18 protein-coding genes are annotated in these 19,708 nt (G+C 68.0%); 5 read left to right on the top strand and 13 right to left on the bottom strand.

Annotation, left to right across the window (positions count from 1 at the left end; all coding sequences use genetic code 11):
• Nucleotides 1–80: 80 nt before the first annotated feature.
• The gene (locus K6T84_RS09165) at nucleotides 81–1,334 is read left to right on the top strand and encodes a cytochrome P450 (protein WP_225400565.1); all 1,254 of its coding nucleotides are present in this window, start codon (nucleotides 81–83) and stop codon (nucleotides 1,332–1,334) included.
• Here the strand turns inward: K6T84_RS09165 and K6T84_RS09160 are convergent.
• From K6T84_RS09160 to mftA, 9 genes are all read right to left on the bottom strand, one after another.
• Nucleotides 1,297–2,592 carry a PucR family transcriptional regulator gene (locus K6T84_RS09160; protein WP_224862456.1) on the bottom strand — a complete coding sequence of 432 codons (1,296 nt, stop codon included), beginning with the start codon at nucleotides 2,590–2,592 and terminating at the stop codon, nucleotides 1,297–1,299. The two genes, K6T84_RS09165 and K6T84_RS09160, sit on opposite strands and share 38 nt — an antisense overlap.
• 98 nt (nucleotides 2,593–2,690) lie before the next feature.
• Nucleotides 2,691–3,752, bottom strand: a complete 1,062-nt coding sequence (locus tag K6T84_RS09155; protein ID WP_224862458.1) for a PE-PPE domain-containing protein — start codon at nucleotides 3,750–3,752, stop codon at nucleotides 2,691–2,693.
• 177 nt (nucleotides 3,753–3,929) lie between these two features.
• Nucleotides 3,930–5,357 (bottom strand): mycofactocin dehydrogenase MftG, encoded by a 1,428-nt coding sequence (mftG, locus tag K6T84_RS09150; protein ID WP_225400566.1) that lies wholly within the window; start codon nucleotides 5,355–5,357, stop codon nucleotides 3,930–3,932.
• A gap of 6 nt (nucleotides 5,358–5,363) precedes the next feature.
• A complete protein-coding gene (mftF, locus tag K6T84_RS09145; RefSeq protein ID WP_225400567.1) occupies nucleotides 5,364–6,779 on the bottom strand; it encodes a mycofactocin biosynthesis glycosyltransferase MftF in 1,416 nt (471 codons plus the stop codon).
• Nucleotides 6,776–7,480: a mycofactocin biosynthesis peptidyl-dipeptidase MftE gene (gene mftE / locus K6T84_RS09140; protein WP_224862464.1), complete on the bottom strand. Its 705-nt coding sequence runs from the start codon at nucleotides 7,478–7,480 to the stop codon at nucleotides 6,776–6,778. The genes mftF and mftE overlap by 4 nt, the downstream gene beginning before the upstream one ends.
• A gap of 143 nt (nucleotides 7,481–7,623) precedes the next feature.
• Complete coding sequence (gene mftD, locus K6T84_RS09135) at nucleotides 7,624–8,808, bottom strand: pre-mycofactocin synthase MftD (RefSeq protein ID WP_224862466.1); 1,185 nt, start codon at nucleotides 8,806–8,808, stop codon at nucleotides 7,624–7,626.
• Nucleotides 8,809–8,811: 3 nt separating this feature from the next.
• Nucleotides 8,812–10,017, bottom strand: a complete 1,206-nt coding sequence (gene mftC, locus K6T84_RS09130; RefSeq protein ID WP_224862468.1) for a mycofactocin radical SAM maturase — start codon at nucleotides 10,015–10,017, stop codon at nucleotides 8,812–8,814.
• Nucleotides 10,014–10,334, bottom strand: coding sequence for a mycofactocin biosynthesis chaperone MftB (gene mftB / locus K6T84_RS09125; protein ID WP_408065863.1), 321 nt, complete (start codon nucleotides 10,332–10,334; stop codon nucleotides 10,014–10,016). The genes mftC and mftB overlap by 4 nt, the downstream gene beginning before the upstream one ends.
• Entirely contained in the window at nucleotides 10,319–10,414 is a 96-nt protein-coding gene (gene mftA / locus K6T84_RS09120; protein ID WP_224862471.1) for a mycofactocin precursor MftA, read from the bottom strand. The genes mftB and mftA overlap by 16 nt, the downstream gene beginning before the upstream one ends.
• A gap of 111 nt (nucleotides 10,415–10,525) precedes the next feature.
• On the opposite strand from mftA, the gene mftR reads away from it, so the two are divergent.
• On the top strand, nucleotides 10,526–11,113 hold the full coding sequence (mftR, locus tag K6T84_RS09115; protein WP_224862472.1) for a mycofactocin system transcriptional regulator MftR: 588 nt from the start codon (nucleotides 10,526–10,528) through the stop codon (nucleotides 11,111–11,113).
• 7 nt (nucleotides 11,114–11,120) lie between these two features.
• Here mftR and K6T84_RS09110 read toward each other — a convergent pair whose 3' ends face one another.
• The 3 genes from K6T84_RS09110 to K6T84_RS09100 are packed head-to-tail and all read right to left on the bottom strand — an operon-like array spanning nucleotide 11,121 to nucleotide 14,934.
• Complete coding sequence (locus K6T84_RS09110) at nucleotides 11,121–12,167, bottom strand: TIGR03857 family LLM class F420-dependent oxidoreductase (RefSeq protein WP_224862473.1); 1,047 nt, start codon at nucleotides 12,165–12,167, stop codon at nucleotides 11,121–11,123.
• Nucleotides 12,164–13,264, bottom strand: coding sequence for an alpha/beta hydrolase (locus tag K6T84_RS09105; RefSeq protein WP_225402049.1), 1,101 nt, complete (start codon nucleotides 13,262–13,264; stop codon nucleotides 12,164–12,166). Before K6T84_RS09105 ends, K6T84_RS09110 begins: the two co-directional genes overlap by 4 nt.
• A gap of 5 nt (nucleotides 13,265–13,269) precedes the next feature.
• The gene (locus K6T84_RS09100) at nucleotides 13,270–14,934 is read right to left on the bottom strand and encodes a flavin-containing monooxygenase (RefSeq protein ID WP_225400568.1); all 1,665 of its coding nucleotides are present in this window, start codon (nucleotides 14,932–14,934) and stop codon (nucleotides 13,270–13,272) included.
• An 83-nt stretch (nucleotides 14,935–15,017) separates the two neighbouring features.
• Here K6T84_RS09100 and K6T84_RS09095 point away from each other — a divergent pair, with 83 nt between their 5' ends.
• The 3 genes from K6T84_RS09095 to mig are packed head-to-tail and all read left to right on the top strand — an operon-like array spanning nucleotide 15,018 to nucleotide 18,273.
• Entirely contained in the window at nucleotides 15,018–16,028 is a 1,011-nt protein-coding gene (locus K6T84_RS09095) for an aromatic ring-hydroxylating oxygenase subunit alpha (RefSeq protein ID WP_225402050.1), read from the top strand.
• A complete protein-coding gene (locus tag K6T84_RS09090; RefSeq protein WP_225400569.1) occupies nucleotides 15,977–16,672 on the top strand; it encodes a cysteine hydrolase family protein in 696 nt (231 codons plus the stop codon). The genes K6T84_RS09095 and K6T84_RS09090 overlap by 52 nt, the downstream gene beginning before the upstream one ends.
• Complete coding sequence (gene mig, locus K6T84_RS09085) at nucleotides 16,624–18,273, top strand: medium-chain acyl-CoA ligase Mig (RefSeq protein ID WP_224862480.1); 1,650 nt, start codon at nucleotides 16,624–16,626, stop codon at nucleotides 18,271–18,273. The genes K6T84_RS09090 and mig overlap by 49 nt, the downstream gene beginning before the upstream one ends.
• On the opposite strand, the gene K6T84_RS09080 is transcribed toward mig, so the two are convergent.
• Nucleotides 18,270–19,697: an aldehyde dehydrogenase family protein gene (locus tag K6T84_RS09080; RefSeq protein WP_224865960.1), complete on the bottom strand. Its 1,428-nt coding sequence runs from the start codon at nucleotides 19,695–19,697 to the stop codon at nucleotides 18,270–18,272. The genes mig and K6T84_RS09080 overlap by 4 nt on opposite strands.
• Between the last annotated feature and the right edge of the window lie 11 nt (nucleotides 19,698–19,708).

The following is a 19,708-nucleotide window of genomic DNA, read 5'->3' as shown; positions in this document are numbered from 1 at the left end:
CCAACAATTCGCCGCCGCAACCGCGACACTGGAGCCCAAGCTGACACCTGTCAAGAAATCCACGGGGCGAGGAGTCCAGGTTGAGTGCACCGATCATCGATGAGGCCGCCCGGGTGTTCACCGACCCGACCGCGTACACCGACGAACCGCGTCTGCACGCGGCCCTGACCCACCTGCGGGCCCACGCTCCGGTGTCGCTGGTGGATCGCCGGCCCTACCGGCCGTTCTGGGCGATCACCCGGCACGCCGACATCATGGCGATCGAGGGCGACAACGTGCTGTGGGTCAACGAACCGCGGCCGGTGCTGGCCACCGCCGAGGCCGACGATCTGCAGAACTCGCTGATGGAGTCCGGGATCGGACTGCGCACCCTGATCCACATGGACGACCCGCATCACCACAAGATGCGCACCATCGTCTCGGATTGGTTCCGCCCCAAGGCGATGCGGGCGATGAAGACCCGCGTCGACGAACTCGCCACCCGTTACGTCGACAAGATGGCGCAGCTCGGACCGGAGTGCGACTTCGCCCAGGAGATCGCGGTCAACTACCCGCTGTTCGTGATCATGTCGCTGCTGGGCCTACCGGAGTCCGACTTCCCCCGGATGCTCAAGCTCACCCAGGAACTGTTCGGCGGCGACGACGAGGAGTACCGGCGCGGCTTCACTCCCGAGGAGCAACTGCCGGTGCTGCTGGACTTCTTCGCCTATTTCTCCGAGCTGACCGCGTCCCGGCGCGCTCAGCCGACCGAGGATCTGGCCTCGACCATCGCCAACGCGACCATCGACGGAGCACCGCTGTCGGACCTCGATACCTCCTCCTATTACGTCATCATCGCCACCGCCGGCCACGACACCACCAGCGCGGCGATCAGCGGTGGGATGCGCGCGCTCATCGAACACCCCGACCAGCGCGAGCGGTTGCGCGCCGACCCCGCCCTGATGCCGACCGCAGTCGAGGAGATCATCCGCTGGGTGACCCCGGTCAAGGAGTTCATGCGCACCGCCACCGCCGACACCGAAGTACGCGGGGTGCCGATCGCCAAGGGGGAATCGGTTTACCTGTCCTATGTTTCGGCCAATCACGACGAAGACGTATTCGACGAGCCGTTCACCTTCGACGTGGGACGCAACCCGAACAAGCACCTGTCGTTCGGCCACGGCGTGCACTTCTGCGTGGCCTCCGCACTGGCCCGCATGGAGATCAGCAGTTTCTTCTCCGCCCTGCTGCCCCGGCTCGACGAGGTCGAACTCACCGGTGCTCCGCAACTGGTCTGCACCACATTCGTCGGCGGTATCAAGCACCTACCGATCCGCTACCGGCTGCGGGGGTAGCCGACCAGTCCGGACCGGGCTCTCGGCGCCCCCAGTCCAGGACCTCCAATGCCACCGCAACGCTCATGTGGCTGTCGTCTAGTGGCCGCGGAAGCAGTTCGTCAGCCTGGGCAAGCCTGCGCAGCAACGTGTTTCGATGGATGAACAGCCGTGCGGACGTCCGTGAGGCGCTGTAACGCTCCTGGATGAAGGTCCGTACGGTATGGCGCAGTTCCTCATCCGCCGACGCGAAGCCACCCAGCGTCCGTGTGATGAATCGGTCCGTCCGTTCCGGGTCGGCGGCCAGCAGCGCGACCACCTCGATATCGGTGAACCGGACAAGTTGGCGCGATGTGCCGGACCGGGCCACCAGGCGCTGCGCGGCCAGCGCATCGAGATGACTGTGCTGGAAACCGGCGACACCGGCCGATGTCGGGCCCACCGCAAGCCGGATTCCGGAGACCTCGCCCAACACCGCTGCAGCACCGGCCAATTCCGGGCTATCACGGCCGGGCAACCACACCCACCTGGTGGCGGTGTCGGCCCGCATCACCAGCGGCCGGCGCACCGCGGAGGTGTCGGTCAACGCCCGCGCGACGCGATCCAGATCGGCACCTTGCACTTGGTGGCCGTCGCAGCGCTCACTCCAGAGCACGGCCGCGGTGTGGTGTTGGTTGAGCGGGTAACCGAGCCGCTCCTCGGCGTTCGCCGGCGGCGGCTCCCCGTCGAGAATCTGTGTCACGATGTCGAGGACCGCGGGGTCTGTTCCTCGCCGAAGCTGCCCCCGCTCATCCCGAATCATCTCGCACAGTTGCACAACCACCGATTCGATGAACGAGGCGATCGACCGCTGGCCCACATCGAGCACATCGCGCAGCCGGCCCGGGTCCGACGTCACCTGGAACGCCACCGGCATCCAATACCGCAATGCCGCGTTCTGTGCGAGGCGATAGGAGTCCATCAACGCCAACTCGTCCAGGCCTCGCGAGACCATGTTGCGGACCGCGATGAACTCCGCCGTCGTCACGTCCGCTGCCACCGGCTCGCCGGGATGACTGATGTTTCCGGCGAGCCAGCGCAGACAGCTTTCCCGAGTACTTCTGCGGATGGTCTCCGCGATCACCGGATCGTCGGCGACTCGCCGGGTGTATTTCGACGCCAGGGCTCCCTGCTGAATGCCTTCCAGCCACCATTCGGTGCTGTCGAGGGTCAGCTGAGCGCAGTGCCGGATCAGCTCGCGCACCACCTCCGACGGGCGTTCCCATTCAACGGCATCCACAGTGGACTCCATTCGCACGGTGTCTTGAGCATTATGCAAGCCGAGGTGGACCAACTCACGCAGACGGGACTGGGCGAGTTGGTCCACCGGATCGGGGCTCACGCATAGGCAGGGTTGAACAGGTCCTGTAGCGATTCGGACAGGCTTGACCACAGTCCACTGTCGCCGAGGCCATTCGGGAACGCGGCCATCCACGCCGCCGAATCGTTGATGACCGTCCCCGGATCCGATCCGTCCGGCATGGTGATGGTCGTGGTCAGGCCATCGGTCACCGCAACGCCGCCGGCCACGTCCGCCGATGTCAGCCCCAGATACTCCAGGTGCGTGGTGACGAAGTGGTAGAGCGCACTTCCCAGCGCATTCCACGCGTTGCCCTGGTCGGCAGCAAGGGCTGCGTCCCAATCCTTTTGCCAGTCCGCAACTCCATCGGTGTGGATCGTGTAGACCGTCGTCTGATACAGATCATCTGGTGTCACACCGGCCAGCGGACCCCCCGGGGAGAATTGGTCCTCGTTGACGAGTTTGAGCAGGCTTTCCGTGAACGACGTGCCGGATGCGCCGCCGCCGAACAGTTCGACCAGATCCGCAAAGATGTTCGGGGCTATCCCGTCTGCGGCGCTCGGGTTGCCGATGAACACGAAATGCAGGTCTTCCTCGGGAATGCCGTATTGCGCCAACACGTTTTCTGCCGCGGACGCGGCCATGGCACTCTGCGAATACGCGAACACCGTCAGCGGGTGCTCCGCACTCATGCCGCCGGAGTCGTATTCGGCTTCCACCGCCTTGATGATGTCGGTCTCGGTGATCAGGGTGCTCGGCCCCTCCTCGATGAGCTCGGGTGTCGTGAGCACCTGCAACGGGGCGTCGCACGGCGAGGTTCCGCTCATGTCGCAGATGGTGGTGGCGCCGGCCGCCGGGCCCGCGAAGCCGAGCGGATCCAGATACAGCGTCTCGGCGGTGTGCACCCAGCTTGTCGACGGTGTCGGTTCGAAGGTGCCGCCGACGAACATCGCGTTGGTGCTGTCCGACAACACCCCGGCCGACGACAACAGGGTCAGGTCGGCGGCGCGCACGGACAGCGGAACCGGCGCGGCGGCCGCGCCGATGATCAGGGTGACGCCGACACCGAATCCGGCGCTTACGCCAAGACGTTCCAGCATTTCGAACTTCCTCCACTCCCCCGGTGAGCGCGATGAACCAGCCACTCACGCTTCATTCATGTCGGGACGATGATCTACTTCGATTTGTCCGATAAACAAGGACATCCTGCACAGCAATCGGCCGCCGAACAGTGCGAAATCACCCGCGCGGCAATGCTTGAGATTCAGGAGCGCGCTTCAGGCCCGAGCGAACTCCACCGCCCGCTGCGCCAGCATCGCGATTGTCGCGTGCGGCCCGCGGCTCGGAACCCGCGGCAGCGCCGATCCGTCGATCACCCACAACCCGTCGACGCCGCGCACCCGGCAACGGGTGTCGAGCACGGCGGTCTCATCGTCGTCGGCGCCCATCGGTGCGGTGGCGCACAGGTGCTGGGAAGTCGACCAATGTGGGCCCTCCGCCTCGCCTTTCACGCCCAGCATGTCCCGCACCAGGCTCACGCCGCGACGCAGTGCCGCCAGATCGTCGGGCTCGCTGTCATAGCGGTGTTCGATCCTCGGCGGCACCCGCGGGTCCGCGGAGACCAGCGTCAGGCGCCCTCGCGCCCGCGGCGCCATCAGCGCCACGCCGATCTGCGGCGGGTCCGCGTGACCTCCACCACCGGTCATTGTCGCGAATCCAGTGGTATAGGGCCGAATTTCGGTCTCCTCGTGATGCAACACCGCCTCCAGCGGGGTACGGTCCGGCGTCCCGGGCCAGTCGGCCGCCACCAGCCATTCCGGATGGTCGGCGAAGCGCCTCCCGACCGGCAGCGCCGCCACCACCTCGACACCTGCGCGGCACAGCATCGCCGCCTCGCCGACGCCGGAGAGCATCAGCAGGTGCGCGGACTCGATCGCCCCCGCGCACAAGATGATTCGATCCGCGGTCAACCGCTTCGGGCCATCGGGGCCGACCACGTGCACCGCCACCGCCCGACCGCGCTCGATCTCCACCCGTACCGCGCGGGTCTGCGTGCGCACCGTCAGGTTCGCCCGATCCAGTGCGGGTAACAGGTAGGCCGCACCCGGACCGCTGCGCACCCCGGCGGCCGTGACGTTCAGCGGCACCGCACCCACCCCGGGCGGCGCCGCCGAGTCGTTCAGGTCGGCGATCCGGTCGAAGCCGGCCCGACCTGCCGCGTTCACGAATTGTTCAGTGCCGAAACACATCTGATGAGCCCGACGCACGGGTATCGGACCGGAGTCGCCGTGCTGGGGACCGCCGAAGTCCAGGTCGGTCTCGATGGCCCGGAAGGATTCCAGCACCTCGGGCCACGACCAGCCCGACAACCCAGCGGCGAAATCGGCCGGCCGGGCGCGGCAGAAGTAGCCCCCGTTCACCGCACCGGAGCCGCCGAGGGTGGCGCCGCGCACCAGCGACGCCCGCTGCCCCGATCGACCCGTCAGCTCGGACTCGTAGCGCCACACCAGTCGGCTACCCGCGCCGATGGGCAAGGCCAGGGCGTTGGCCGACTGCGCTGCCAGCCGCTGGTCCGACAGGCCCACCCCGGCTTCCAGCAATGTCACCGTGCGCGATAGGTCAGATGAAAGTTGTTCGGCAACAATGGAGCCCGCGCTTCCGGCGCCCACCACCAGCGCATCGCTGTGCACCTCTCGGCCAGCCAAGGCTGCCTAGCTGCGGATCTGCGGCTTGAGTGCGGCCAGGTTGCCTTCCCGCAGCACGCCACCCCACAGGCCGGCCCCGTAGGCCAGGTCGTCGACCCGCTTGAGCAACAGGTAGGCCGGCAGGCCCAGCGGTCGTACCTCGTCGCCGTCCAGGCGTGCGTGCCGTAGCCAGTCCACCACCCCGTCGCAGACCGCGGCCAACAGCACCACCCGGCGGCAGCGCGGCGACAGGCACGCGGCCAGCAGCGCTATCGGCCAGTAGTGCCGGCACAACGCCGAGGCGATCTGCAGGCCGGCAGCCGCCAGGCCGCGCAGCGTCACGGTCAGCACATCGCCGGGCGCGGTTCCCGGGCCGCGCATGGTCCGCGCGACCCGGTGGCCGGTCAGCGCCGCGATCGCCGCGGAAAAAAGGTAGCCCAGCGCCGAGCCCAGGGCCATCAGCGCCCAGCCCGCCAGGGCCCAGCCCGAGATCACCATCGGCGCGGTCTTGTCCGGGTGCCTAGCCGCCAGCGGAGCCGCCGAACCACCGTAAAACGCTTTGCGCACAACCCAATCGCGGGGACTCACCCGGTGATCATGGGCGACCAGAGCGATCGGCTCGTAGCGCAGTCTGCTGCCGGCGTCCACCAACCGCCAGCACAGATCGACGTCCTCCCCGGAGCGCAGATCCTCGTCGAAGCCGCCGTGCTCGCTCAGCACCGCGCGCCGGCAGATGATCGCCGCACTCGGCACGTAGGCGACCTTGCCGTACGGCACCACGGGCGCCTCACATGTCCCGAGGTCCAGCGAGGAGCGGATGGCCTCGTATCGGGCCACCAGGTGGTCACTATCGCTCATCCCGACGATCCGCGGTGCCACCAGTGCCACGGTGGGGTCGCAGAAATGCCCCAGCAACGCCTCCAACCACCCCCGCCGCGGCAGCACGTCGGAATCCAGGAATGCCACGAAGTCGGTCCCGCAGGCCGCCAGCCCGGTGTTACGCGCGGCCGCCGGCCCACGGCTCGAAGAATGACGCAGCACCTGCACGTTGCAGCAGTGCGCCGGAGTCAGCTCGTCGGCCCGGACCGGGACCTGTGAGCCGTCGTCCACCACGATCACCCGCAGGCCCCGCAATGCGGCGATCAGCCGCTTGAGGCCGGTGATGTTGTCCCGCACCGGAATAACCACGGTGACGTCAAGGTGCGACGGCCCGCCGGCTGGGCGGGGGTGCGCCACGGTGGCATCCAGCAGGGTGCGGGCCAGCTGCGCACTGACCGCGTCGCGTACCTCCAGGCGGCCATCGGACAGCATCGACTGGGCCGCCGGAGCCAGTCGGAGCAGCCGGGTGGGTGAACCACCCAGCAGCGCCGACCCGCGCCCCAGAACCCGCACCCGCCGGTCCACCTGCACGGCGAATCCGTCGGGCAGTCGCGTCGTCGTCACAGCATGCCGTTCGGCCCGGGAGCCCAGGCGTCGAGTGCCAGGACGGCGGTGTCGGACATATCGGCGAACAGTCGCCGCCCGTCGGTGGCGCTGGCGGTGGTCGGATCGCCCAGCACCCCGACCGCACTGACCGCCGCGACACCGCCACTCCGCATCGCCGGTAACAGTTCCGCCAGGGGCGCGCCGTTACCCGCCACCGCCTGGCCTGCTCTCACCTGATCGGGCGAAAGGTACAGCAGCAGTGATGTTTCGGTGTGCCCGGCATGCGCGTCAGCGCCTGGGACCACACACGGCAGCCAGGCGACGTCGCGTCCTTCGAACCGCAGCCGCCCTACCGCCTCGACCAGTGCCGCGACGTTGCCGCCGTGGCCGTTGACGAAGGCCACCCGCTGCGCCCAGTCGCAGGCCGAGCGGCCGTACTCCAGCAGAAGCAGGGTCAGCGCCTCGGTGCCGATCGAGATGGTTCCGGCGAAGCTCTGATGCTCGCCGCTGGCGCCGTAGGCCACCGCCGGGGCCACCGACCAACCCGAGCCCAGTCGCTCGGCTGCGGCCCTCGCGACCGCCTGCGCGATGCGGGTATCGGTGTCCAGCGGCAGGTGCGGCCCATGCTGTTCGGTCGATCCGACGGGCACCAGCAGGGTCACCGACTGGCCCTGGAGCTGGCTCGATGTTGAACCGCCCAGCTCGCCGCGAACCGCCATCGGAGAATGGTAAGCGAATTCACCTGTCGTACACCAGCTATTGACTATTCCGACTGGCGAAATTTTTCTCCAGGGCCCCGCTGGCTTTAACGTCCGTCCCGCGCGCCACGGGCGTATCAGGATCGAGGCTTACGTCAGGTGGGTTACCGGGACGGTACGCCGAGCGCACGGGCGAAGCCGTCCGGAATCAGGAGGTCGTCCGGCGACAGATCGTGCACCGAGGCCCGCCCGAGTCCCATCAGGGCCGAGTCGATGCCGCCGCGCAGGATGTCGAGGACGTTCTCCACACCCGGCTGGCCGGCCGCGGCCAGGCCCCACAGGTAGGCGCGCCCGATCATCACCGCGCGTGCTCCCAGTGCCACCGCCTTGACGACGTCGCTGCCGCGCCGGATACCGCCGTCCAGCAGCACCTCGATCTCGTTGCCCACCGCGTCGGCGATAGCCGGCAGGGCGCGGATCGACGCGGGCGTTCCGTCCAGGTTGTTGCCGCCGTGGTTGGACACCGAGATAGCCGAAACACCCGCGTCCACAGCACGTTTCGCGTCATCGACGCGCATCACACCCTTGAGCATGAACGGACCGCCCCACAACTCGCGCAGCCACGCGATGTCCTCCCAGGTGGGCGGCGGGGTGCCCATCCACTGTCCGTAGGCTTCGAAGAACGGCGGTCCGGGCTCACCGCGCCGGGCCTGGTTGGGCACCCGCAGCGTCGGCGGGCGCAGCGTCTTGGCCCACTGCAGGAACCACCGGGGCCGGGCGACGGCCTCCGGCATCATCTTGATCATGGTTTTCAGATCCATCTTTTCCGGGATCTTGGGGCTGCCCCAGTCCCGGCCGTGCGAGAAGCTCCAGTCAGTGGTCGCGATCAGGCCGACCGCGCCGGCCTCCCGGGCGCGTTCGGCCCGCTCGGCGATGGCGTCGCGTCCCCCCAGCCAGTAAATCTGGAAGAAGGTCTTGGGGTTGGCGGCGATCACCTCTTCCATCGGCTTGCTGGCGAACGACGAGAGCCCCATCGCGGTGCCGCGGGCGGCTGCGGCTCGTGCCACCGCCACCTCGCCGTCCGGGTCGACGGCCTGCACGCCCGTCGGCGAGATCATCACCGGCATCGAGAGTTCTTGCCCCATAACCGTTGTGGCCAGTTGCCGGTCCGCCGGCGCGCCCACGACGTGCGGGGCAAAACCCAACTCACTGAACGCCGCGACATTGTCGCCGACCGTCAGTCCCTTTTCACTGGCGGAGATCAGCGCGGAGTACGACGACTTCGGCAGCCGCTTGCGTGCCCGTTCCTGGGCGATGGCGACCGTTTCGAACCAGATATCACGAGACATGCGTCAGATGGGACTTTCATCGCAGAGCCGCTTGGGTGGCTTGGTGGGGACGATCGAGACAGGAGCCGGGAGCACGGTCAGGGATCGCGGTCCGCTACTGCGCTTTCCGCGCGAGTGATCACTGCTCGGACGGGGCTTGCTGCGCTCGTTGGCCAGCGCCTCCTCGCCGAACCCGCGGACGCACTCCGGGTCGGGCCCATCCATCGGCAGGCCGGTGAAGAACTTGGCCGCCATGCAGCCGCCGCGGCAGGTGTCGAACAGCGGGCAGCTGGCGCAGGCGCCACCGGCCTTCGGATCGCGCAGCTCCTGAAAGAGTTCGGAGTGCTTCCACACGTTGTCGAAGCCGCCGTCGGTCAAGACGTTTCCGGCCAAGAACTCTTCGTGGATAGCGAACGGACAGGCGTAGACGTCGCCGACCGGGTCGATCAGGCAGACCACCCGCCCCGCCCCGCACATATTCAGCCCGGCCAACGCGCCGGATTCGCCTAGCGGCGCCAGGTGGAAGAACGAGTCACCGGTCAGCACGCCCTCGCCTTTGGCGACCAGCCAGTTGTACAGCTGCTTCTGCTGTGCGGCGGTGGGATGCAGTTCGTCCCAGACGTCCACGCCCCGGCCCGACGGCCGCAGCCGGGTGATCCGCAAGGTGGCGCCGTATCGCTTTGCCAGCTCGGCGAAGTCGTCCAGCTGGTTGATGTTGTGGCGGGTGGCGACGACGGAGATCTTGGCGTCTTTGAAGCCTGCGGCGGCCAGGTTCTCCAGCGCCCGGATCGCCATGTCGTACGAGCCTTTGCCGCGGATCGGGTCGTTGACCTCGGCGGTGGCACCGTCCAGGGAGATCTGGACGTCGACGTAGTCGCTGGCGGCCAGCTTGGTGGCCACCTCCGGGGTGATGCGCAGGCCGTTGGTGGAGAACTTCACCCCGACGTGGTGGGCGGTGGCGTAGTCCACCAACTCCCAAAAGTCGTCGCGGACAGTCGGTTCCCCGCCGCCGATGTTGACGTAGAACACCTGCATGCGTTCCAGCTCATCGATGATGTCCTTGCACTGCCGCGTGGACAGCTCGCGCGGGTCGCGCCGGCCCGAGGCGGACAGGCAGTGCACGCAGGCCAGGTTGCAGGCGTAGGTGAGCTCCCAGGTCAGACAGATGGGTGCATCGAGGCCGTGCTCAAACTGTTCGATCAGCCGGGGTACCGGTGCTACGGAAGTCATTGACCCTCCCTCGGGATCAGCATGTTCGATTCGACCAGCACGCCGAGGGCATGCAGGTACGGACCCTGGTCGGCATCGTCGACTCCGGCTGCGCGGCAGGCGGATCGGACATCGGAGTGGTCGGCCAGTGACCGCACCACCTCGACGATGGTTCGGTTCTTCAAGAACGACAACTTGCGGGTACCGAAGTGGTAGAGCAGCGCGCCAAACGACTCGGGGCGGAGCGCCACCTGCGGGTGCAGCTCCCAGCCACGGTCGGGGTCGAACACTTCGGCCGCCGACTGCACGGCCGCGGACACGGTCAGTAGACCCCGCACATACCGTCGATGGACACCTCTTCGACCAGGCTCTCGGTCACGATCTCGGCATTGGTCTCGTTCTGCTGGTTCTCGTCCATCACGGGGCCTCTCTCACGTTCAGGTTCGACAATCGAGTGTCGTGGCGGTCACAATCTCGGATAGAATATGGCATCGAGTGCCGAAACGGAAGAGGGCTTCATATGGGCGGCATGCCGGGATCACAGCCCCGGGCCGGCCGTCGCCGCTCGACCACCCGAACCGACATCTCGGATGTGGCCATCGATCTGTTCGCCACCCGCGGGTTCGGCGACGTCAGCGTCGACGACGTCGCCCAGGCCGCGGGTATCGCCCGGCGCACCCTGTTCCGCTATTACGCCTCGAAGAACGCCATCCCGTGGGGTGATTTCGACGCACATCTGCGCCAGCTCGGCGAGCTGCTCGACGGCATCGATCCCGACGCCCCGATCGGTGACGCGTTACGCGAGGCACTGTTGTCGTTCAACACCTTCGACGAGAGTGAGACGGCCCGGCACCGCCGCCGGATGCGGGTGATCCTGCAGACAGACGAGCTGCAGGCGTATTCCATGACGATGTATGCGGGCTGGCGTGGCGTCATCGCGGAGTTCGTGGCGCGCCGCGCCGGCGCGCAACCTGGTGATCTACGCCCGCAGACGGTGGCCTGGATGATGCTGGGAGTTGCGCTGAGCGCCTACGAGCGCTGGCTGGAAGACGAATCCCTGGAGCTGCCAACAGCTCTCGGCGAGGCGTTCGACACCATCCGCGGCGGCCTGGACTGACTGGGTCTCAGCCGGCGAGGCCGCGGTAGGCGGCCACCACCGGCTCGAGTTCGTCGGGGGTGGCGCCGTGCATGATCACCGCGTCGGCGCCGTAGCCGAATTCGTCCCGAATGCGTTGCGCGCAGCGCTCGGCCGGACCGGTGGCCGCCGGCGCCAACCACTCCTCGGGAATCAGTGTCGCGATGTGTTCGATCTGGGCGGGGGTGGCTTTGGCGTCGATGCCGCCGGGGATCGATGTCACCACCGAATCCGCCCGGAATCGTTGCAGCACTGCGGGATCCCAGTTGTTGGTCGCCACCAGCAGATCGCCGTAGCCCTGCAGATAGGTGGCCAGCCGGGCTACGGTCTTCTTCAGCCGCAGTTCCTCGGGCAGGTGATCGCCGACGGTGGCGAAACACGACCAGACCCGCACCGCATCCGGGTCGCGTCCGGCGCGTTCGGCGGCGTCCTTGACGGTCTTCACACAACTCCCCAGGGTCTCCGGGGTGAAGTAGGTGTGCAATACGACGTCGTCGAACAGCCGGCCGCCCAGCGCCAGCGTGTGTGGGCCGAAGGCGACCAGCGCCAGCCGGATGTCCTCGTCGAAGTCGGGGTCCAGCGCCAGCACCGGGTAGTGGCCGATCGGCCCGTCGTGGCCGATGATCACCTCGCCGCGCCAGAGTCGCCGCATCACCTGCGCCCAGTCGGCCATCTGCGCCGTCGTCACCGCCGGAATGCCGAATCCGGCGTAGATCGGGCCGATTCCGCGTCCGATGCCCAGGGTGAATCGTCCACCGGACAGCCGGTGCAGGGTGGTCGCCCATGATCCGGTGATCAGCGGATGGCGGGTGTTGTGGTTGGTCGCCGCCGTCGCGATCCGCATCCGGCTGGTGACCGCACACGCCGCACCCGCCAGCGACGAGGCTTCCTTGACGTTCCAGCGTTCGGAGATGAACGCGGTGCCGAAACCGAGTTCCTCACCGCGGCGGGCCTCGTCCATCAGGGTGGCCGGCCCTTCGCCGCCGGCACCCGCCAGCAGGTAGTAGCCCAGCTCGTCGAGCACTCGTTGGTTCATCGCCTGACCACCTCTCGAAGGAATCGTTCCGTCTCGGCCTGCACCCGCCGGGAGAAGATGTGTCCGGCATGGCCACCGCCGTGCCAGTAGAGCCGACCGCCCCACCGATCATGCAGTGCCACCGCAGGCTCCGGGTATGCCATCCGGTCGTGCCGCGCCGCCACGATCAGCCGACACCGGGCCGGCGGCGCCGGCTCGGTCTCCAGCAGGTCCACCACCGACATCAACGCTGCGGCGACCTCGGAGCGCAACGCGTCGCAGACGGCTAGCCCCGCCGGGCCCCACCGCCACAGGTGATGCGCGATCATCGAGTTGAGTCCGGCGATCGGCGTGTACACCGCCACGGCATCGACCCCGGCCTCCAGGTGCGACACCAGAGCGGCCACGGGGCTACCCAACGACACTCCGGCCACCGTCACGGTTGTGGCCTGCGGCTCCACCCACCGCACCACCGCACGGACTTCAGAGATCGCCCGCATCATCCCGGCGATATTGGCCAGCGGATCATGTCCGGGGTAGGGCGGCCAGGCGCGGCGGCGCACGCCGTGGCCCGGCTGTACCGGCAGCGCGAGGTTGAAACCCAGCCGGTGCAACCGCCGCACGCGTGCCACCAGCAGGTCCGACCAGTTGCCCTGACCGGCGCCGTGCACCCAGACCAGCCAGGGCCGCGGACCACCTGCGTGGCGGCAGACCTCTACGACGGCCGTCACCGGGGCACCGAACTCCGCCAACGTCATCGGCAGCCGGGGATCGTGCCGGAAGCTCAGCTGCTCGACGGTCAGGCCCGCCAGTGTGCGTCGCCGAATCGACCTCACCTGCAACGGGTTCGGTGCGGCGTGTGCAGCGTCGATACCCAATCCGGACAGCTGCTCGGCGGCCGCCGCGCACCCGGATAGCGGTCGGGCCAGCGCCGGGGCCGGCGCCAGCAGCGTCATCCCGGTCAACGTCAGCTCGTCGAACAACACCTCCCCCAGCTGTCGCACGCCGCGCGGGGTGGCGGGCGCCCAATCCGAGGAGCCCCGCAGCGCGTCGACCGACCGGGGCAGCACCCGACCCAGTCCCCGGACGATCTGCGCTACGCGTTGCGCCGGTCCCATCGTCATCACCCCAGCTCGAAACCGCTGTAGCCGGCGGCGGCGATCTCGTCGCAGCGGCGCCGGTACTCTGGGATGCCGCCGGTATAGCCCATGTACATTCGCTTCTTGCCGGGGACGTTTCCGCCGTTGTACCAGGAACTGCAGGTCGGATGGACCAGCACCGTCGGCGCGACCAACGCCGTGGTGTGTTCGATCCATTCGGCCTGCGCTGTCGGCAGCGCCTCGATTGTGCTGTGCCCGTTGGCCCGCAGGTAGGCGATGCAGTCGCCGATCCATTCCACGTGCTGCTCCAAGGCGGCGACGAAATTGGTGGCCGCGCTTGGACTGCCCGGCCCTTGAACGGTGAACAGATTCGGGAATCCGGCGACTTGCAGCCCGAGATAGGACACCGGTCCCTCCCGCGCCCAGACGTCGCGAAGCAATGCTCCGTCGCGGCCGCGGACATCGATGCGGCTGAGCGCGCCGGTCATGGCGTCGAAGCCGGTGGCGTAGACGATCACGTCGAGGTCGTAATCGCCTGCCGCGGTGCGGATGCCGGTCGGTGTTACCGCGTTGATCGGCTCGGCGCGCAGATCGACCAGGGTCACGTTGTCGCGGTTGAATGTTTCGTAGTAGCCCTGATCGATGATCGGGCGCTTGCAGGCGAACGGGTGGGTGGGCACCAGCGCGGCCGCCGTCCGCGGGTCACGCACAATGCGGGCGACCGCTTCGCCGTACAGTTGCGCCGCCATCCGGTTGGCGTCGATGTCGAAGAAGAGGTCGCCCCAGTTCAGGGCGCCCATCACCCCGTGCTCGCGCACCGCGCGCAGTTGCTCTTCTCGCGAGGCCGACTTCAACGGCGGCCTGGCCAGCATGTCGAGCAGCACCGAGAAGGCCGACAGCCGCGCGGCGCCGACCGGATGCTCGCGCTGAGCGGCGCGGATATTGCCGTAATCGGCTTTCAGGGCGTCCAATTCGCCGGGTGCGAAGGGGCGAACCTGCCAGGGCAGCGTGTACGCCGCTGAGCGCTGGAAGACGTGCAGGTGCGCGGCTTCTCGGGCGACGACCGGGATCAGCTGGACACCGGTGGACCCGGTGCCGACCACACCCACCCGCCTGCCGGTCAGGTCGACGCCCGATTTGGGCCAGCGGCTGGTGTACAGCGACGTGCCCTCGAAGCCGCCCATTCCGGCGATATCGGGTTCTAGTGGCACCGAAAGGATTCCGGAGGCGGCAACCACGAACGGTGCGATGAACCGCTCGCCGGTCCGGGTAGTCACCGTCCACGCCGCAGCGGCGTCGTCGTAGGTCATGGCGGCGACCTCGGTGTTGAACGCGATGTCGCGGCGCAGGTCGAGCCGGTCGGCGACGAAGTTCAGGTACGCCTCGATCTCCGGTTGGGCCGGCATCGTTTCCGTCCAGACCCACTCCTGCTGGATCTCGTCGGAGAAACTGTAGGAGTACTCGATGCTCTCGATGTCGCAGCGCGCACCCGGGTACCGGTTGACCAGCCAGGTTCCCCCGACCGCATCGGCCATCTCCAGCACTCGGGTACGCACTCCGAGTTCGCGCAGCCGGTGCAGCGCGTACAGCCCGGAGAAACCGGCCCCGATCACCAACGCGTCGAGACGTTCCCCGGCGCCGGCCCCACCGGGGTTCGACGTGCCGGTGGCCGCAGCGGTCTGAGCCATATTGGGCCGGCCTCCCGTCAGCGCTATCTCTATCGAATGGTCTACGGTACGGTATTCAGTTGACGCTCGCGAGAGGAAACGCGATGAAGGTTCCGTTCACCTGGAAGGTCACCGGCTGGTTCATGATCGGCTGGTCACCCGAGTTCGAGGTCGGCAAGACCCACGCACTGCACTATTTCGGCGAGGACATGGTCGCCTACCGTGACGAGTCCGGCGACCTGCACGTGATGGAGGCGCACTGCAAGCACCTGGGCGCTCACCTCGGCCACGGCGGCAAGGTGGTCGAGGACCGCGTCGAGTGCCCGTTCCACGGCTGGCAGTGGGGGCCGGACGGCTGCAACAAGTTCATTCCGTATCAGCCGGACCGGCCGAACAAGGCGCTGCGCCTTCGGGTCTACCCGGTCACCGAGCAGTACGGCTGCGTTTTCCTCTGGCACCATCCCGATGCCCGGGAACCGCAGTGGGAGATGCCGGATATCTTCGGCAAGTTCCCCCAGTTCACCACGGGCCCCGAAGGCTACTACCGGGCCTATCCGGAGTTCTCCCGGCGCCTGGAGGGTGAGCCGGTGCACCCCCAGATCGTTGCCGAGAACGCCGCGGACAGTTCGCATTTCCAGTATGTGCACCACGCGACGGTGACGCCACGGGTTCTGGACTGGCAGATGGCCGACCGCGAGTGGCACTTCGTGGCCGGTTTTCCGGACGCCAACAGCGACGACCCCGATCAGATGGCCCTGCGCTTCCACTCGCATCTGTTCGGCCTCGGCGGGGCGATCAGCATCTTCGAGGGCGTGCAGCAGCATCGGTTGATCTTCACCTGCACACCGGTCGACGAAGGTCGCTCGGACCTGTTCTATTCGATCTGGTGGCCGCGGATTCCCGGCGACGACTCACAGGCCCCACCGGATGACATCCGGGAGCGGGTGGAGAAGCAGTTCCTGACCACGGTGGAGGACGACCTGGGCATCTGGCGCTATCAGCGCTACATCGAGCATCCGGCGCTGGCCAAGGCGGATGCGAAACCGTTTATGACGCTGCGGAAATGGGCGACGCAGTTCTACGACGCACCGGCGGAAGAGACAGTCGGCACGTGACGCCGGCGGATCTGGTCGCACCCGAACACACCGCGATCATCACCCAGGAGCTCCAGGGCGCGGTCGTCGGTCCCGATGCCGGCCTGCCGGTGCTCGCCGAGGCGGCTCGCCACGAGGCGTTGCCGAACATCAGCCGGCTGCTGCCGGTGGCCCGAGCCGCCGGGGTGCAGGTGGTGCACTGCCTGGTGCACCGGCGCCCGGACGGCTTGGGCTCCAACCACAATGCGCGGCTCTTCGCCGCGGGGCGTCGCGCCGTGGACATCACCCCGGGCAGCCGCGGCGCCGCCCTGCTGCCCGAGTTCGGCCCCGATCCGGCCGATCTGGTGCTGAGCCGCTGTCATGGGGTGGGACCGATGGGCGGCACCGATCTGAATGCGGTGCTGCGCAACCTCGGGGTGTCCACCGTTGTCGCCGTGGGGGTCTCACTGAACGTGGCCATCCCGAACCTGGTGATGGACGCGGTCAACGCCGGCTTTCAGGTGGTGCTGCCGCGTGATGCGGTGGCCGGTGTGCCAGCCGAGTACGGGGCTGCGATGATCGAGTACACCCTGTCCCTGTTGGCGACGATCACCACCACCGAGGAGCTGATGCAGACGTGGCGAGCCCGACCCAGTTCACCGTCCCCGACGTCTTCGACGCGGTAGTCGAGGCGATCCCCGACCGCGACCTGGTGATCCAGGGCGATCAACGCTTCACCTACGCGCAGATCCGCGAACGCTCCAACCGGCTGGCGTCCTACCTAAATGCCCAAGGGCTGGGCGCGCACACCCCGCGGTCGGACCTGGCGGGCCACCAGAGCGGCCAGGATCTGCTGGGCGTCTACGCCTACAACGGCCACGAGTTCATCGAGACCCTGTTCGGTGCGTTCCGGGCCAGGGTGGCCCCGTTCAACGTCAACTACCGTTACGTGCGCAACGAATTGGCTTACCTGCTAGCCGATTCCGGTGCCACCGCGCTGGTTTATCACGCCGCGTTCGCCCCCACCCTGGCCGAGGTGCTGCCCGACCTGCCGCAGCTGCGGGTGCTGATCCAGATCGCCGACGACTCCGGCAATCCCCTGCTCGACGGCGCCGTCGATTACGAGACGGCGCTGGCCGACAGCTCTCCGGAACCCCCGGCGGCGCAGCCGGACCCCGACGACCTCTACGTGCTCTACACCGGCGGCACCACCGGCATGCCCAAGGGCGTGCTCTGGCGTCAGCACGACATCTTCATGGGCTCCTTCGGCGGCCGCAACCTGATGACCGGCGACGCGGTCAGCTGCATCGACGACATCGTGGGCCCGGTCCGCGCCAACCCCGGCGTCAAGCTGATGATCCTGCCGCCCCTGATCCACGGTGCGGCGCAGTGGGCGGTGATGACGGCGATCAACACCGGCCAGACCCTGGTATTCCCTTCCGTCGTAGACCATTTCGACGCCGACGACGTGGTGCGCACCATCGAGCGCGAGAAGGTACTGTCGGTGACCGTGGTCGGCGATGCCATGACCCGACCGCTGATCGCGGCGATCCAGCAGGGCAGCGCCGACGTGTCGTCGCTGATGGTGGTGGCCAACGGCGGCGCGCTGCTCACGCCCTACGTCAAGCAGCAGGTGGTCGAGACGCTGCCCGGCGCCATGGTGATCGACGGAGTCGGCTCGTCGGAGACCGGCGCCCAGATGCGGCACATGTCGACCTCGGGAGCGGTGTCCACCGGCACCTTCGGCGCCGGGCCGGACACCTGCGTGGTGGCCGAGGACCTGAGCTCCGTGCTGCAGCCCGGGCACGACGGCCTGGGCTGGCTCGGGCAACGCGGCTGTGTTCCGTTGGGCTACAAGGGCGATGCCACCAAGACGGCCGGGACGTTCCCGGTGATCGACGGGGTTCGCTACGCCGTCCCGGGTGACCGGGCGCGCCATCTTCCCGACGGGTCGATCGAGTTGCTGGGCCGCGACTCGGTGACGATCAACTCCGGCGGGGAGAAGATCTTCGCCGAGGAGGTCGAGACCGCGATCGCCTCGCATCCGGGGGTGATCGACGTGGTGGTCGCCGGCCGGCCCAGCGAGCGCTGGGGGCAGGAGGTAGTGGCGGTGGTGTCGCTGGCCGACGGGGCGTCGGCCACCGCCGCCGAACTCATCGAGCACGCCGGCGGCTCGCTGGCCCGCTACAAGCTGCCCAAGGCGATCGTGTTCCGTCCGGCGATCGTGCGCAGCCCGGCCGGCAAGGCCGACTACCGGTGGGCGCGTGAACAGGCCGAGCAGGGCTAGCGTTTCTTCAGCCGCCGGCTCGTCCGCTTGCGCGCACGGCGCAGCATCATGTCGGTGTAGCGCCGCATCCCGGGCTTGAACGGCGGCGCGGCGGTTCCGGTCAGGCTGAACGGCAGGTCGGAGCCGACCACCGTCCGGTGGTGGCTGAACGCGTCGAAGCCCGCCTTGCCGTGGTAGGCGCCCATTCCGCTGCGCCCCACCCCGCCGAACGGCGCGGCGGCCGGGATCATTTGCGCGGCAAAGTCATTGCGGGCCACTCCACCGCTTCGGGTGCGGCGCACGAAGTCCCGGAAGTTCTTGCCGCCGGGCCCGAACCAATAGGCCACCAGCGGCGCCGGGCGGGCGTTGATCTGATCGATCGCCTCGTCGAGACTGCGATACGGCTGCACCGCCAGCACCGGTCCGAAGATCTCCTCCTCGGCGATGCGCATGCTCGCATCGACGTTGCGCACGATGGTCGGGGCGATCTTGCGAGTTCCGCGGTCCGGCAACACCTCCCCGTCGGGTGCGATGGCCTCCACTACCGCACCCCGTTCCCGTGCGTCGTCGATCAGGCTCAGCACCCGATCGAAGTTGGCCTCGTTGACACTGGAGCAGTAGTCGCCGTTGGCGACGATGGTCGGGAACATCTCCTGCAGCGTGGAGCGGGCGGTGTCGACGAACGCCTCCAGGTCGGGTTCGGGCACCAGAACGTAATCGGGGCACACACAGACCTGGCCGCCGTTGACCATTCGGGCCGTGGCGATCCGTTTCGCCGAGCGTGCGATGTCGGCATCGGGCGCGACGACGACGGGGTTCTTACCGCCCAGTTCCAAGGTCACCGGCACCAGGTTGTCGGCCGCGGCGCGCTGCACCAGCGCGCCTACCGAGGGTGATCCGGTGAAGAACATGTGGTCGAACGGCAGTCCCGCGAACTCGGCCGCCACCGCGGCCCCGCCGGTGACGACGACGAGTTCGTCGTCGGCGAAGTAGGACGGCGCGAGTTGCTTCATCAATTCGCCGGTGTGCGCGGTGATCTCGGACATCTTGATCATCACCCGATTTCCCGCCGCGAACGCCGCCGCCGCCGGCACCACCACCAGCTGAAGCGGAAAGTTCCACGGGCCGATGATCCCGACCACGCCCAGTGGGCTGGGCTGGACCTCGGCCCGCAACCCGGCAAGTCGCGCCGTCCGCATCAGCTTCGGCGACCGCATCCATTGCCGGACATGAGATCTGGTGTGCTCGATCACCGGGATCATGCCGACCAGCTCGGTGGCCAGCGACGCATCCCGCGACCTGGTGCCGAAATCCTGCGCCATCGCGTCCACCAGGGCGTCGGTGTTGTCCAGCACCAGAGCCACCAACCGGTCGATCCGGTTGCGCCGCAGGGCCGCATCGGGTGGCCCGTCGGCGACGAACGACCGGCGCTGGGCCTCCAGCAGGTTGCGCAGGT

The organism is Mycobacterium zoologicum (assembly GCF_020181635.2).
GTDB classification, from domain to species: domain Bacteria; phylum Actinomycetota; class Actinomycetes; order Mycobacteriales; family Mycobacteriaceae; genus Mycobacterium; species Mycobacterium zoologicum.
The sequence above is the reverse complement of the archived record's forward strand: the minus strand, read 5'-3'. Positions and strand labels throughout refer to the sequence as shown.

Excerpts from the sequence above, each read along its gene's own strand:
- mftR (WP_224862472.1), top strand. The coding sequence starts at position 10,526 with ATGCCGGGATCACAGCCCCGGGCCGGCCGTCGCCGCTCGACCACCCGA.
- K6T84_RS09090 (WP_225400569.1), top strand. The coding sequence starts at position 15,977 with ATGGGCGACGCAGTTCTACGACGCACCGGCGGAAGAGACAGTCGGCAC.
- K6T84_RS09110 (WP_224862473.1), bottom strand. The coding sequence starts at position 12,167 with ATGAACCAACGAGTGCTCGACGAGCTGGGCTACTACCTGCTGGCGGGT.
- K6T84_RS09100 (WP_225400568.1), bottom strand. The coding sequence starts at position 14,934 with ATGGCTCAGACCGCTGCGGCCACCGGCACGTCGAACCCCGGTGGGGCC.
- mftA (WP_224862471.1), bottom strand. The coding sequence starts at position 10,414 with ATGGACGAGAACCAGCAGAACGAGACCAATGCCGAGATCGTGACCGAG.
- K6T84_RS09095 (WP_225402050.1), top strand. The coding sequence starts at position 15,018 with ATGAAGGTTCCGTTCACCTGGAAGGTCACCGGCTGGTTCATGATCGGC.
- K6T84_RS09155 (WP_224862458.1), bottom strand. The coding sequence starts at position 3,752 with ATGCTGGAACGTCTTGGCGTAAGCGCCGGATTCGGTGTCGGCGTCACC.
- K6T84_RS09105 (WP_225402049.1), bottom strand. The coding sequence starts at position 13,264 with ATGGGACCGGCGCAACGCGTAGCGCAGATCGTCCGGGGACTGGGTCGG.
- mftD (WP_224862466.1), bottom strand. The coding sequence starts at position 8,808 with ATGTCTCGTGATATCTGGTTCGAAACGGTCGCCATCGCCCAGGAACGG.
- mftE (WP_224862464.1), bottom strand. The coding sequence starts at position 7,480 with ATGGCGGTTCGCGGCGAGCTGGGCGGTTCAACATCGAGCCAGCTCCAG.
- mftC (WP_224862468.1), bottom strand. The coding sequence starts at position 10,017 with ATGACTTCCGTAGCACCGGTACCCCGGCTGATCGAACAGTTTGAGCAC.